The sequence below is a fragment of the Bacillus sp. TCT6 genome (assembly GCF_056033845.1).
Window position 1 is genome coordinate 1,216,773 of sequence record NZ_JBVYHX010000001.1, and the last position, 14,058, is coordinate 1,230,830.

15 protein-coding genes are annotated in these 14,058 nt (G+C 36.6%); all 15 read left to right on the forward strand.

Annotated elements, in window-relative coordinates:
- The first annotated feature begins 39 nt into the window (after positions 1 to 39).
- The 15 genes from der (at position 40) to hisC (ending at position 13,991) form a co-directional block, all read left to right on the forward strand.
- Positions 40 to 1,350 (forward strand): ribosome biogenesis GTPase Der, encoded by a 1,311-nt coding sequence (der, locus tag AC0ONG_RS06210; protein WP_001125890.1) that lies wholly within the window; start codon positions 40 to 42, stop codon positions 1,348 to 1,350.
- A gap of 18 nt (positions 1,351 to 1,368) precedes the next feature.
- Entirely contained in the window at positions 1,369 to 2,391 is a 1,023-nt protein-coding gene (locus tag AC0ONG_RS06215) for an NAD(P)H-dependent glycerol-3-phosphate dehydrogenase (protein WP_000161783.1), read from the forward strand.
- Positions 2,392 to 2,506: 115 nt separating this feature from the next.
- On the forward strand, positions 2,507 to 2,758 hold the full coding sequence (locus AC0ONG_RS06220) for a stage VI sporulation protein F (protein ID WP_000369753.1): 252 nt from the start codon (positions 2,507 to 2,509) through the stop codon (positions 2,756 to 2,758).
- A 267-nt stretch (positions 2,759 to 3,025) separates the two neighbouring features.
- Entirely contained in the window at positions 3,026 to 3,229 is a 204-nt protein-coding gene (locus AC0ONG_RS06225; RefSeq protein WP_001289006.1) for a DUF2768 domain-containing protein, read from the forward strand.
- A gap of 63 nt (positions 3,230 to 3,292) precedes the next feature.
- A complete protein-coding gene (locus AC0ONG_RS06230; protein ID WP_000755479.1) occupies positions 3,293 to 4,006 on the forward strand; it encodes a hypothetical protein in 714 nt (237 codons plus the stop codon).
- Positions 4,007 to 4,248: 242 nt separating this feature from the next.
- Positions 4,249 to 5,727, forward strand: a complete 1,479-nt coding sequence (gene spoIVA / locus AC0ONG_RS06235; RefSeq protein WP_000416521.1) for a stage IV sporulation protein A — start codon at positions 4,249 to 4,251, stop codon at positions 5,725 to 5,727.
- Positions 5,728 to 6,026: 299 nt separating this feature from the next.
- Positions 6,027 to 6,299 carry an HU family DNA-binding protein gene (locus AC0ONG_RS06240; RefSeq protein ID WP_001043860.1) on the forward strand — a complete coding sequence of 91 codons (273 nt, stop codon included), beginning with the start codon at positions 6,027 to 6,029 and terminating at the stop codon, positions 6,297 to 6,299.
- Positions 6,300 to 6,419: 120 nt separating this feature from the next.
- The gene (gene folE, locus AC0ONG_RS06245) at positions 6,420 to 6,989 is read left to right on the forward strand and encodes a GTP cyclohydrolase I FolE (protein ID WP_000416925.1); all 570 of its coding nucleotides are present in this window, start codon (positions 6,420 to 6,422) and stop codon (positions 6,987 to 6,989) included.
- Positions 6,990 to 7,172: 183 nt separating this feature from the next.
- A complete protein-coding gene (locus AC0ONG_RS06250; RefSeq protein WP_000332840.1) occupies positions 7,173 to 7,907 on the forward strand; it encodes a heptaprenyl diphosphate synthase component 1 in 735 nt (244 codons plus the stop codon).
- Positions 7,908 to 7,945: 38 nt separating this feature from the next.
- Complete coding sequence (gene menG / locus AC0ONG_RS06255) at positions 7,946 to 8,659, forward strand: 2-heptaprenyl-1,4-naphthoquinone methyltransferase (protein WP_001187674.1); 714 nt, start codon at positions 7,946 to 7,948, stop codon at positions 8,657 to 8,659.
- A 31-nt stretch (positions 8,660 to 8,690) separates the two neighbouring features.
- A complete protein-coding gene (gene hepT, locus AC0ONG_RS06260) occupies positions 8,691 to 9,653 on the forward strand; it encodes a heptaprenyl diphosphate synthase component II (RefSeq protein ID WP_000776078.1) in 963 nt (320 codons plus the stop codon).
- A gap of 124 nt (positions 9,654 to 9,777) precedes the next feature.
- Positions 9,778 to 10,224, forward strand: coding sequence for a nucleoside-diphosphate kinase (ndk, locus tag AC0ONG_RS06265; protein ID WP_000415883.1), 447 nt, complete (start codon positions 9,778 to 9,780; stop codon positions 10,222 to 10,224).
- Positions 10,225 to 10,488: 264 nt separating this feature from the next.
- The gene (gene aroC / locus AC0ONG_RS06270) at positions 10,489 to 11,661 is read left to right on the forward strand and encodes a chorismate synthase (RefSeq protein ID WP_001269378.1); all 1,173 of its coding nucleotides are present in this window, start codon (positions 10,489 to 10,491) and stop codon (positions 11,659 to 11,661) included.
- The gene (aroB, locus tag AC0ONG_RS06275; RefSeq protein WP_000526805.1) at positions 11,661 to 12,746 is read left to right on the forward strand and encodes a 3-dehydroquinate synthase; all 1,086 of its coding nucleotides are present in this window, start codon (positions 11,661 to 11,663) and stop codon (positions 12,744 to 12,746) included. Before aroC ends, aroB begins: the two co-directional genes overlap by 1 nt.
- A gap of 132 nt (positions 12,747 to 12,878) precedes the next feature.
- Complete coding sequence (gene hisC, locus AC0ONG_RS06280) at positions 12,879 to 13,991, forward strand: histidinol-phosphate transaminase (protein WP_001264022.1); 1,113 nt, start codon at positions 12,879 to 12,881, stop codon at positions 13,989 to 13,991.
- Positions 13,992 to 14,058: the final 67 nt, after the last annotated feature.

Here is a 14,058-nt window from a genome sequence, read left to right on the forward strand (position 1 = left end):
TACATAATAAACAGAAGCAAGTTGAAAGGATGAAAGTATATGCCGAAACCAGTAATAGCAATAGTAGGCCGCCCGAACGTAGGAAAATCTACTATTTTCAATAGAATAGTTGGAGAAAGAGTTTCAATCGTAGAAGATATCCCAGGTATAACTCGAGACCGTATTTATAGTGCGGGAGAATGGTTAAATCATGAGTTTAACATTATTGATACAGGTGGAATTGATATTGGAGACGAGCCGTTCTTGACACAAATTCGTCAACAGGCGGAAGTTGCGATTGATGAAGCAGATGTTATCATTTTTATGACGAATGGTCGCGATGGTGTAACTGCAGCGGATGAAGAAGTTGCTAAAATTTTGTATCGTTCTAAAAAACCAATTGTACTTGCGGTAAATAAGGTTGATAATCCAGAAATGCGTAGTGATATTTATGATTTTTATTCATTAGGATTTGGCGAGCCATTCCCGATTTCAGGTACACACGGTTTAGGACTTGGTGATTTGTTAGATGAAGCTGCAAATCATTTTCCAAAGATTGAAGAAGAGGCGTATGACGATGAAACAATCCGTTTCTCTTTAATTGGACGTCCAAATGTAGGGAAATCATCGCTTGTAAATGCACTTCTTGGTCAAGAACGTGTAATTGTAAGTAATATCGCAGGAACGACGCGTGATGCTGTCGATACACCATATAGTAAAGATGATCAAGATTATGTAATCATTGATACAGCTGGTATGCGTAAAAAAGGAAAAGTATATGAAAGTACAGAAAAGTATAGTGTACTTCGTGCACTTAGAGCGATTGAACGTTCTGACGTTGTTTTAGTTGTTTTAGACGGAGAAGAAGGAATTATTGAGCAAGATAAAAAAATCGCTGGATATGCTCATGATTCAGGACGAGCTGTTATTATCGTTGTAAACAAATGGGATGCAGTGAAAAAAGATGAAAAAACAATGAAAGCATTTGAAGAAAATATTCGTGCTCATTTCCAATTCTTGGATTATGCACCGATTGTATTCTTATCTGCAAAAACGAAAAAACGTACACAAACGTTATTACCGGTTATCAATGAGGTAAATGAAAGCCATAGTATCCGTGTACAAACAAACGTATTAAACGATGTAATTATGGATGCGGTAGCGATGAATCCAACACCGACTCATAATGGTAGCCGTCTGAAAATCTTCTATGCGACACAGGTTGCGGTAAAACCACCGACATTTGTTGTGTTTGTAAACGATACAGAATTAATGCACTTTTCATATGAGCGCTTCTTAAAGAATCGTTTACGTGAAGCGTTCGGTTTTGTAGGAACGCCGATTCACATTATTGCTCGAGCAAGAGACTAATGGAGAGGATGTGATTTTATGACAAAAATCACAGTAGTAGGAGCAGGTAGCTGGGGAACAGCGTTAGCGATGGTATTAGCTGACAATGGACATGATGTACGTATTTGGGGAAATCGCTCAGAACTTATGGATGAAATGAATACGAAACATGAGAATAGTCGATATCTCCCAGGCATTACATTGCCAAGCACAATCGTAGCCTACTCTTCTTTAGAAGAAGCATTAGTAGATGTAAATACAGTACTGCTAGTAGTACCGACGAAAGCGTACAGAGATGTATTACAAGAGATGAAAGAAATTGTTACAGAACCGATTACTTGGATTCATGCGAGTAAAGGGATTGAACCTGGTACGTCAAAACGTATTTCGGAAGTGATCGAGGAAGAAATTCCAGAGAACTTAATTAAAGATGTTGTTGTATTGTCTGGACCGAGTCATGCTGAAGAAGTTGGTTTACGACAAGCGACAACAGTTACGTCTGCAGCAAAGCGTATGGAAGCGGCTGAGGAAGTACAAGATTTATTTATGAATAGTTATTTCCGTGTATACACAAATCCAGATATCGTTGGAGTTGAACTTGGTGGTGCGTTAAAAAATATTATCGCATTAGCTGCTGGTATAACTGATGGTCTTGGATTAGGTGATAATGCAAAAGCGGCATTGATGACACGTGGTTTAACAGAGATTGCTCGTTTAGGAAGAAAAATGGGCGGGAATCCGTTAACGTTTGCTGGTCTAACCGGTATGGGAGACTTAATTGTAACTTGTACAAGTGTTCATAGCCGAAATTGGCGCGCTGGAAATATGCTTGGAAAAGGACATTCTTTAGAAGAAGTGTTAGAAAGCATGGGTATGGTTGTAGAAGGTGTAAGAACAACGAAAGCTGCTCATGAATTGGCAGAGAAAATGGAAGTTGAAATGCCGATTACAGCTGCTTTATATGACGTGCTGTTCAATGGGAATAACGTAAAAGATGCGGTAGGCTCATTGATGGGACGTGTTCGAAAACATGAAGTGGAAGCTATACCTGACTTACTGTAAAGAAAAGCGACAGAAGTACATTTGTACTTCTGTCGCTTTTTTATTTTATGGGTCTTTTCACCATTTTTTTATTTTTGCATAGGATGAAGAGTAACTTGAGGAGAGGGTGAAAAGAATGGATAATAACATTTTTAATAATATTGAGAAGGAAGCGAAAGTAAATAAAGAGGATATTTTTAAATTAGCGTCATCCGTGCAAAATGCGAATTTACGTGATGAAACTGTACTTCGTCAATTAATTCATCAAGTGGCTCTTATGGCGGGACGTGAAGTGCCGAAAGAGCAAGAGGATCAAATTGTAAAAGCGATTATTAATAATAATATGCCAGCAGATTTTGGCTCGTTAAGCAAAATGTTTAAAAAATAAATTATGAGAAACAAAGAGTTTGTAGATTGCATATGATAGCCATGAAAGAATGGGAATAGAGCTGTTTTTGGGCATATTTGGTCAACCGAAGCGAGAGATACAATCGCTTCGGTTTTATTTTTATCTAGATTAGTGGAAAATGCTGAAAAACCTATTGATTAAAGTTACATATTCGTAATTTGTAGTAAAATGTTCTTTTTGTATTTGTTTAAAGATTTTAATTTGTTAAAATAGTATAAAAATAGATTAATAAAAAGGGGTGTGTATATGTCAGAAGGGCTTATGAAAATGTGGTTGGCTTTAGGGGCAATTGGATTTATGTTTTTTGCAGTAAGTTTTATTTTATTAAGTAGACATAAAATACAGAATAAATTTTTGAAAGGGATTACAGCGTTAGTAGCGTACACCCTTATGGTTGTGTCAGGAATTGTTATTTTTCTTGTTGTATTTAGTGGACCTGTACAGCAGTAAATGGAATGGTCTCGAAAATACTACATACGGAGCAAGTTATATTAGTATGAAAAGGTGATGCTAGTGAAAAAAGTCCATATTATTTTAATATTTTGTTGTATGAGCCTTTTAACGGGGTGTCTGTATCCGAAAGAAAATATGAAGCAAAATGCGGTTCCTTATGAAGATCAGCTACAGGTTGTTCAAAAAGCTGTTGTGACATTTAAGGAGCAAAATGATGGGATATTGCCAATTAAGACGAGGGATATGAGTACACCTATTTATCAAAAGTATCCAATCGACTTTCAACAGATTGCCCCGCGTTACATACAAGAAGCACCAGGGAATGCATATGAAAGTGGAGGAGTATATCAATACGTATTAATAGACGTTGAAACAAATCCAACAGTAAAGTTAATTGATGTTAGGATGGCTGAACAAATTCAGGAACTATCTTTAAAGCTTAGGATGTATCGTGATGAACATCAATATCCACCTTTTAAAAAAGTAATTTCAGATGGTGTATATGAATTGGATTTTAAAAAACTAGGATATAAAGATGTGCCACAAGTGACAAGTCCATATTCTGGTAAAGGACTTCCTTTTGTAATTAATGAAAAAGGAGAAGTTTTTGTTGATTATAGAATCGACTTATATGACGCTTTGAAAAAAAATGAAGGGCAGTTTACGGAGGGAGAAGATATTCGAAATATACTTTCGAAAGGTTCCCCGTTTGTACCAGCTTATTCTTTACCGTACACAGTAAAGGACGGAGAACCAATTTTTTTAAAATCATAAGTCATGAACCTTTCTTTTAGTGAATAAGTTCTAGAAGAAAGGTTTTTTATGTTATACAACTTACGATGCAAACAAAAGATATTTTTTAATAGTCATATGAAATTGGACAAAATTATATGATATATTGTCCGAACTTCTAGAATACCATTATATTATATCAGATATTATAGGCAACGTTAGAGAAGGTATTAGTTGACTATAAACGCGGAATTATTCCCAAAAATTTTGAGGGAGGGAATCACTTGGAAAAGGTAGATATTTTTAAAGATATTGCAGAACGAACAGGCGGTGATATTTATTTTGGAGTTGTAGGAGCTGTTCGAACAGGGAAATCAACATTCATTAAAAAATTTATGGAACTTGTAGTTATTCCAAATATTGAGAATGAGTCTGACCGTCAAAGAGCGCAGGATGAATTGCCTCAAAGTGCTGCTGGTCGTACAATTATGACGACGGAACCGAAGTTTGTTCCAAACCAAGCGGTTTCTATCGAAGTAGATGAAGGACTTGAAGTGAATATTCGATTAGTAGATTGTGTTGGATATACGGTTCCAGGAGCGAAGGGCTATGAAGATGAGAATGGCCCGCGCATGATTAATACCCCTTGGTATGAAGAACCTATTCCATTCCATGAAGCTGCAGAAATCGGCACGCGTAAAGTAATTCAAGAACATTCAACAATTGGTGTTGTAATTACAACAGATGGAACAATTGGTGAAATTCCAAGAAGAGATTATATAGAGGCAGAAGAACGCGTTGTAAATGAATTGAAAGAAGTAGGAAAACCTTTCATTATGATAATTAATACGGTACAGCCGTATCATCCAGATACAGAGCAATTACGCCAAAGTTTATCAGAAGAATATGATATCCCGGTTATTGCAATGAGTGTGGAGAGTTTAAGAGAAACAGATGTATATAATGTACTTCGTGAAGCGCTATTTGAATTCCCTGTATTAGAAGTGAATGTGAACCTTCCGAGCTGGGTAATGGTGCTAAATGAAGGGCATTGGTTGCGTCAAAGTTATCAAGAAGCAGTTCAAGAAACTGTGAAGGATATAAAACGTCTTCGTGATGTGGATCGGGTTGTTTGGCAGTTTAGTCAATATGAATTTATTGATCGAGCGAGCTTAGCTGGCATTGATATGGGGCAAGGTGTGGCGGAGATTGATTTATATGCGCCAGATGAATTATATGATCAGATTTTAAAAGAAGTAGTAGGGGTAGAAATTCGGGGGAAAGATCATTTATTGAAGCTTATGCTCGATTTATCTCATGCGAAAACAGAATACGACCAAGTCGCAGACGCACTGCGTATGGTTAAACAAACAGGATATGGTGTAGCAGCGCCTGCGCTAGCAGATATGAGCTTAGATGAGCCAGAAATTATTCGTCACGGTTCAAGGTTTGGTGTGAAGTTAAAAGCGGTAGCGCCATCCATTCATATGATTAAAGTAGATGTAGAGTCAACGTTTGAACCGATCATTGGTACTGAAAAGCAAAGTGAAGAATTAGTTCGTTATTTAATGCAAGATTTTGAAGATGACCCGTTATCAATTTGGAATTCTGATATATTTGGACGTTCGCTTAGCTCAATTGTTCGAGAAGGAATTCAAGCGAAATTATCCTTAATGCCAGAAAACGCTAGATATAAATTAAAAGAAACGCTAGAAAGAATTATTAATGAAGGATCTGGCGGATTAATTGCGATTATACTATAAGAAAAATCCCTCTCATTGTAGAGGGATTTTTTGTTTTTTTTTGATTATAAAATAGAAAAATAAACAGTCATTATCTAATACATTGTTGTAAATTGTCAAGTTTCATCAGATTTTCACATTTTCACAGTAACAATTTCCTTAAAAATATTGAATTATAAAGGAGAATCGTATAATATAGGCGTTGATAATGATTTATCTACATCTTTGTAGTATAGAATTTGTAAAAATTGCCTACAAATGAAAGTAAGACTCATTTTATGATCATTATACAGTCTTATCTTTGGGAGGAGGTGAATGGCATGAACAAGACAGATTTAATCAATGCTGTTGCAGAAGCAAGTTCCCTTTCTAAAAAGGACGCAACAAAAGCAGTAGACGCTGTTTTTGATTCTATCTTAGAAGCTTTAAAACAAGGTGATAAAGTACAACTGATCGGATTCGGTAACTTCGAAGTTCGTGAGCGTGCGGCTCGTAAAGGTCGTAACCCACAAACAGGTGAGGAGATTGAAATCGCTGCAAGTAAAGTACCTGCATTCAAACCTGGTAAAGCGTTAAAAGATGCGGTTAAATAATCCTTACATATTAACAGGGAAGAAGAGTTTCCTTTTTGGGAACTCTTCTTTTTGCTTTTAAAAACATAAATATGCTAGAATGTGTTCGTATCACTTTTAGGTTTTCGGGAGGGCTAGCGGATGGAAAAAGTTAATTTAGAACAAATTGAACATGCAGTACGCCTTATTTTAGAGGCGATTGGGGATGATCCAAATCGTGAGGGAGTACTTGATACACCAAAACGTGTTGCAAAAATGTACGCAGAAGTGTTCTCAGGTATGCATGAAGATCCGAAAGAGCATTTGCATAAAGTATTCGGAGAAGATCACGAAGAGCTTGTACTAGTAAAAGATATACCATTTTATTCGATGTGTGAGCATCATTTAGTTCCATTCTATGGAGTTGCTCACGTTGCATATATTCCGCAAGGTGGAAAGGTGACAGGGTTAAGTAAATTAGCTCGTACTGTAGATACAATTGCACGTCGTCCACAACTGCAAGAACGTATTACATCAACAGTAGCGAACTCTATTATGGAAGTATTAGAGCCTCATGGTGTAATGGTAGTAGTAGAAGCAGAACATATGTGTATGACGATGCGTGGTGTGAAAAAACCAGGTGCGAAAACAGTAACGACAGCAGTGCGTGGTGTGCTTGAAAATGATGCTGCAGCGCGCAGTGAAATTTTATCGTTTATTAAAACGAAGTAAAGAAAAGCGGGAAACTGCTTTTCTTTTTTTTTTTAGTAAATAAATGATATAGTTTTAGCTAGACAGAGTGAGATTAGAAAAATTGCTTACATGAATGGTAGGTGTAGCCAAGTTTTGGTTATAGAAAATAGAGTGTATGTGTTATAATAAGTTTTATGAATTAGAAAACAAGGGTGATTTTTTGTGTGTGACATCTACGGAGGGTATGCGGGTATAAAAGAGAAATTGATGGAGAAATTACGCCATCCTTATTTTATAAACTATATTGAAGAACCATTTATTGATGAAGAAAAGATAGCATTGTTATATGGTGCTTTAAAGAGTGCAAACTTACATATAGAACAAATTGAGCATTACGTAGTAACGATTATGCTTGTGCAAATTGCGCTTGATACGCATGAAAAGGTATCAAATAAAGCAGGCGAGGAAGCGATTGAATCGCATAAATGTCGTCAATTAACAGTACTTGCAGGCGATTACTATAGTGGACTATATTATTATTTATTGTCTATGAATCGTGATATTGTTTTAATTCGTGCACTTGCTGAAGGAATTAAAGAGATAAATGAACACAAAATTATGTTATACCAAAAAGCGCATGAAACGACGGATGACATAATGAAAAGCGTAGTAACGATTGAGTCTGCGCTCCTTCAAAAAACATGTGATCATTTTCATTTATCACATTGGAAGCCATTTATCACATACGTATTAGGTGGAAATCGTCTTCAAAAAGAAATTCAATTGTATGCTGATAAACAACATTCACCTGTTTTTCAAGCGATGCAAGATGCTTTAGGGGATAAAGCAGAAGTAGTGATTAATAGTTGGATGATGGAATTGAGAAAGAAAGAAAAACAATTTTTAGAAAATCACATAGACATTAATGAAATAAATTCTGTGTTAAGGGATAAATAGAAGACATAAGCAATTTTACATTGGAAGAAGGTACGAGCATGCAACAATCAAAAGAAGAAAGAGTACATGACGTATTTGAAAAGATTTCTGATAAATACGATGTGATGAATTCTGTAATTAGTTTTCAAAGACATAAAGCGTGGCGTAAAGAAACGATGCGAATTATGGATGTACAACCAGGCAGTCAAGCGCTTGATGTATGCTGTGGAACCGCAGATTGGACAATTGCGCTAGCTGGAGCGGTAGGTGAACAAGGAAAGGTTGTTGGCTTAGACTTCAGTGAAAATATGTTATCTGTCGGTAAGCAAAAGGTAGAGGCGTTACAATTAAAACAAGTAGAACTTCTACATGGGAATGCAATGGAACTTCCATTTGAAGATAATACGTTTGATTATGTGACGATTGGGTTTGGTTTACGTAACGTACCGGATTATATGCACGTATTAAAAGAAATGACACGTGTAGTAAAACCAGGTGGAAAAGTAATCTGTTTAGAAACATCTCAACCAACAATGATTGGTTTTCGACAAGGGTATATTTTATACTTTAAATATATCATGCCGTTATTTGGAAAGATGTTTGCGAAAAGTTATAAAGAATATTCATGGCTTCAAGAATCTGCTAGTACGTTCCCAGGGATGAAAGAACTGGCTCAAATGTTTGAGCAAGCTGGACTTGAACGTGTGCAAGTAAAACCATTTACTTTTGGGGTAGCAGCGATGCATTTAGGTATTAAACCAGAATCAAAATAGAAAAAAGAAGTTTTAGGTTAAGGTGAACAATATGAAGTTACAACTTATGTACTCTTTTTTACGATCGGATATTAATGTGATAGAAAAAGAATTAAAAAAGACAGTCGCTTCTGAACAGCCATTAGTAGAAGAGGCAGCATTACAGCTTATTGAAGCTGGTGGGAAGCGAATTCGTCCTGTATTTGTGTTGCTTGCAGGGAAATTTGGAGATTATAAGTTAGATGCAATTAAGCATGTTGCTGTTGCGTTAGAACTTATTCATATGGCTTCTCTTGTTCACGATGATGTTATTGATGCTGCATTTTTACGACGCGGCAGTGCGACTGTGAATGCAAAATGGGGAGATCGTATTGCGATGTATACAGGGGACTATCTGTTCGCTAAGTCTCTTGAATGTATAACAAATATCGAAATTCCAGAGGCACATCAAGCGTTATCGCATACTATTTTAGAAGTCTGTAAAGGTGAAATTGAACAAATTAAAGATAAATACAATTATGACCAAAATTTAAGAACGTATTTAAGAAGAATAAAGCGAAAAACAGCATTATTAATTGCCGCGAGTTGTCAATTGGGAGCGATTGCTGCTGGTGCTAATCGTGATACGGTAAATCGTCTATTTTGGTATGGGTATTTTGTAGGAATGTCTTATCAAATTATTGATGACATTTTAGACTTCGTTTCTACAGAAGAGAAACTTGGAAAACCTGCTGGTGGAGATTTACTACAAGGGAATATTACACTTCCTGCTTTATATGCGATGGAAGATCCCGTACTTCGTCAGAAAATCACATCTGTACATGAAAATTCAACAGCAAGTGAAATGCAAGAAATTATTGATGCTGTAAAAAATAGTACAGCAATTGATCAAGCATTTGCGTTTAGTGAACGTTATTTACATAAAGCTTTAGAAATAATAAAACCACTCCCACGTGGACAAGCAAAGTACGCATTACAAAATGTTGCAAAGTATATTGGAAAACGAAAATTTTAATGTTTATTCTAAAAAATAAAATAATCTCTCTATTTCAAAACTATTGCACAATTGTGATAAGGGTGATAATATGTGTGTGGGGATATACAATTACATACATAATTCAGAAGTGGAGAGATTTTTTATGGAAAAAACATTTCTAATGGTAAAACCAGACGGTGTACAACGTGCCTTCATTGGGGAAATTGTAGCTCGTTTTGAGAAAAAAGGCTTTCAATTAGTTGGTGCAAAATTAATGCAAGTCACTCCGGAAATTGCTGGACAACACTACGCTGAGCATAAGGAAAAACCTTTCTTTGGTGAGTTAGTAGACTTTATTACATCTGGACCTGTGTTCGCAATGGTATGGCAAGGTGAAGGTGTAGTAGATACAGCGCGTAACATGATGGGGAAAACAAGACCACATGAAGCAGCTCCTGGAACAATTCGTGGAGATTTCGGTGTAACTGTTGCGAAAAACATTATCCATGGTTCTGATTCTTTAGAAAGCGCAGAGCGCGAGATTGCTATTTTCTTTAAAGAAGAAGAATTAGTTGACTACTCAAAATTAATGAATGAATGGATTTACTAATTATTTTGAAATAATTTGTAAACGCTTTAATCACTGTGATAATAGTAAAAAGTGCAAGAAGAATAGGGGTATTCTTCTTGCACTTTTTTTATTTTCAATTAGTTACGAAGTTTGAGCTGTTATGATATATTGATATTTAAATTAGGCCTATCGGAAATATAGAATAAGAAAATGGTCGATATATGATATAATTTCTTTAATATTTTTAGAATGATAAAAGTTAATATAGTGAGATAAATACATATACGAAAAGAGGAATAACGTATGCGATATATTACAGCTGGTGAATCTCATGGTCCGCAACTTACAACAATTATAGAGGGTGTTCCAGCAGGATTGTCTTTAGTAGCGGATGATATAAACGAAGAGTTAGCTAGAAGGCAAAAGGGGTATGGGCGTGGTAGACGCATGCAAATTGAAACGGATCAAGTGCAAATTTTAAGTGGTGTTAGACATGGAGAAACATTAGGTTCCCCTATTGCACTCGTTGTTGAAAATCGTGATTTTGCCCATTGGATAAAAGTTATGGGTGCAGAACCTTTAACGAAACAAGAAGAAAAAGAGATGAAAAGGAAAGTGACAAAACCAAGGCCTGGGCATGCTGATTTAAATGGTGCAATTAAATATGGTCATAGAGATATGAGGAATGTACTGGAACGTTCGTCAGCGCGCGAAACGACGGTGCGTGTTGCTGCTGGTGCGGTTGCTAAAAAGGTGTTAGCAGAACTTGGTATTAAAGTGGCGGGCCATGTAATTGAAATTGGCGGTGTACAAGCTAAGGAGGTTACGTATAGTTCAATTGAAGAATTAAAGAGTATTACAGAAGCATCTCCTGTACGTTGCTTAGATGACGAAGCTGGTAACCAAATGATGAAAGCGATTGATGATGCGAAAGCAAATGGTGATTCAATTGGTGGAATCGTTGAAGTAATTGTGGAAGGAATGCCAATTGGAGTAGGTAGCTACGTGCATTATGATCGAAAACTGGATGCGAAATTAGCAGCTGCAATTATGAGTATTAATGCTTTTAAAGGTGTCGAGATTGGAATTGGTTTTGAAGCAGCGCATAGACCGGGAAGTGAAGTTCATGATGAAATTCTATGGAATGAGGAGCATGGATATACAAAAAGAACAAATAATGCAGGTGGATTGGAAGGTGGTATGACGACTGGAATGCCAATTGTTGTGCGCGGTGTGATGAAACCGATACCTACACTTTATAAACCTCTTCAAAGTGTAGATATTGATACGAAAGAGCCTTTTACAGCGAGCATTGAACGTTCAGATAGTTGTGCAGTACCAGCAGCTAGTGTCGTTGCAGAAGCGGTTGTGGCTTGGGAATTAGCAACAGCTTTAATAGAACAATTCGGATTAGATCGTATGGAACTGATTCGTGAAAATATTGAGAAACATAATGAATATGCGAGGGGATTTTAATGGGAAACATACATATTCAAACGAAATCAAAAGAATATGATGTACATGTTGGTAAAGAAGCGTTGTCACACTTAACAATGATCGTTCAAAATATGCAGCCAGCTGTATCTAACGTAATGATCATTTCAGATGAAGCTGTTGCATCACTACATTTACAGACAGTTATCGATGCATTACAAGTGGAGCAGGACGTGTTTTCGTTTGTTGTACCAAGTGGCGAAAAAGAGAAGTCTTTCGAAAATTTCTATGCGGCTCATACGTCAGCTCTTGAAAATAAATTAGATAGAAATTCTTTAATTCTTGCACTGGGAGGCGGAATGATTGGAGATTTAGCTGGTTTTGTTGCTGCATCGTTTATGCGTGGTATTCGCTTTGTGCAGGTTCCGACGACTTTATTAGCGCACGATAGCGCAGTAGGTGGGAAAGTAGCGATTAATCATCCGTTAGGTAAAAATATGATTGGTGCATTCCATCAGCCAGAAGCAGTTGTATATCATACACCGTTTTTACAGTCTCTTCCTAAAAAAGAGTGGCGTTCAGGTTATGCAGAGGTGATAAAGCATGCTCTTATTGGTGATGTGGAGCTATATCATTGGTTAAAAGAAGAAGTGCAAACATTAGCGGATCTTCGTGATGAGAAGTTAATCCATATATTAACGAAGGCGATTCCTGTAAAGGCAAATGTTGTATCACAAGATGAAACAGAGAAGGGTGTACGTGCCCATTTGAACTTTGGACATACGTTAGGACATGCTCTTGAAAAAGAGCTAGGGTATGGAAATATTACTCACGGTGACGGCGTAGCGGTTGGAATGTTATTCGCCATATTTTTAAGTGAGCAAGTGTACAAGGTTAATCTTGCTTATGAAGATATGAAGCAGTGGTTCTTGAAATACGGCTATCCAAAAATGCCAAGAGATTTGAATGTAGAGCGCCTCGTTCAATTGATGAAACAAGATAAGAAAGCAAATGCAGGAGCAATTCATATGGTGCTTATGCAGGAATATGGGGTAGTGAATGTCGTATCTATTTCAGATGAGACTGTTCATATTGCGTTAGAGGCATTTCAAAAAGATATGGTTTAAAATGATAGCGAAGTGTTGTGAAGTGCTCATTTAGAGGTATTCTCGTAATAGTGACGGTTATGATAAAAGATTACAGTAAGGGGCTATAACTGTATTGTAATCAAATTGAATGAAATGACTGGGGGAAGAAAAATGAGAGTGAAAGAGCAATTGTTAACTTTGAGAGCGTATGTACCTGGGAAAAACATTGAAGAAGTAAAAAGGGAATATGGATTATCGAAAATTGTGAAATTAGCATCGAACGAAAATCCATTCGGTTGCTCAGCGCGTGTGACAGAAGCATTAACTTCTTTAGCGAGCCAATATGCCCTTTATCCAGATGGATATGCCTTTGAACTTCGGACAAAAGTAGCGGAACATTTAGGTGTAAAAGCAGAACAACTACTATTTGGTAGTGGATTAGATGAAGTCATTCAAATGATTAGCCGAGCGTTACTACATGAAGGAACAAACGTTGTAATGGCGAATCCTACGTTTTCACAATATCATCACCATGCTGTTATTGAAGGAGCAGAAGTTCGTGAAGTATCACTTAAAGATGGTATTCACGATTTAGATGCAATGCTAGAGCAAGTAGATGATAAAACGAAAATTGTATGGATTTGTAATCCGAATAATCCGACAGGTACATATGTTGAGAAACAAAAATTACTTTCATTTTTAGAATCGGTTCCTAAGTCGGCTCTCGTTATTATGGACGAAGCATATTATGAATACGCGGAAGCAGAAGACTATCCGCAAACATTACCACTTCTTGAAAAGTATGAAAATCTTATGGTTTTACGCACGTTTTCAAAAGCATATGGTTTAGCTGCTTTTCGTATTGGATATGCGATTGGGGATGCGAAGTTAATCGGACAGCTAGAAGTAGCAAGGTTACCATTCAATACATCAACTGTAGCGCAATCTGTAGCACTCGCTGCATTAGAAGATCAAGCCTTTTTACAAGATTGTGTGAAAAAGAATGCTGAAGGTCTAAATCAGTATTATGCATTTTGTAAAGAATATAACGTATTCTATTATCCATCTCAAACAAATTTCATTTTCTTAAAACTTGGTATACCGGGTAATGAAGCTTTCGAACGATTAATGAAAAAAGGATATATCGTTCGTTCTGGTGCTGCATTTGGTATCGATGATGGTATTCGTATTACTGTCGGTTTGAAAGAAGAAAATGATGAAATTATAGAGTTGCTGAAAGAGCTTGTAAATGAGCAAGTACAGAAAGAAGAAACATATTCTTAAGAGATTGTGAAGGCTCCTATTATAGGAGCCTTTTTTATCGTATTAAAAATAAAGGTTGAAGACTGGT

What these genes read in the sequence shown, in the direction of transcription:
- AC0ONG_RS06240 (WP_001043860.1), top strand. Translation starts at nt 6,027, where the DNA reads ATGAACAAGACAGATTTAATCAATGCTGTTGCAGAAGCAAGTTCCCTT.
- ndk (WP_000415883.1), top strand. Translation starts at nt 9,778, where the DNA reads ATGGAAAAAACATTTCTAATGGTAAAACCAGACGGTGTACAACGTGCC.
- AC0ONG_RS06225 (WP_001289006.1), top strand. Translation starts at nt 3,026, where the DNA reads ATGTCAGAAGGGCTTATGAAAATGTGGTTGGCTTTAGGGGCAATTGGA.
- aroC (WP_001269378.1), top strand. Translation starts at nt 10,489, where the DNA reads ATGCGATATATTACAGCTGGTGAATCTCATGGTCCGCAACTTACAACA.
- folE (WP_000416925.1), top strand. Translation starts at nt 6,420, where the DNA reads ATGGAAAAAGTTAATTTAGAACAAATTGAACATGCAGTACGCCTTATT.
- aroB (WP_000526805.1), top strand. Translation starts at nt 11,661, where the DNA reads ATGGGAAACATACATATTCAAACGAAATCAAAAGAATATGATGTACAT.
- hisC (WP_001264022.1), top strand. Translation starts at nt 12,879, where the DNA reads ATGAGAGTGAAAGAGCAATTGTTAACTTTGAGAGCGTATGTACCTGGG.
- hepT (WP_000776078.1), top strand. Translation starts at nt 8,691, where the DNA reads ATGAAGTTACAACTTATGTACTCTTTTTTACGATCGGATATTAATGTG.
- AC0ONG_RS06220 (WP_000369753.1), top strand. Translation starts at nt 2,507, where the DNA reads ATGGATAATAACATTTTTAATAATATTGAGAAGGAAGCGAAAGTAAAT.
- menG (WP_001187674.1), top strand. Translation starts at nt 7,946, where the DNA reads ATGCAACAATCAAAAGAAGAAAGAGTACATGACGTATTTGAAAAGATT.
- AC0ONG_RS06215 (WP_000161783.1), top strand. Translation starts at nt 1,369, where the DNA reads ATGACAAAAATCACAGTAGTAGGAGCAGGTAGCTGGGGAACAGCGTTA.
- der (WP_001125890.1), top strand. Translation starts at nt 40, where the DNA reads ATGCCGAAACCAGTAATAGCAATAGTAGGCCGCCCGAACGTAGGAAAA.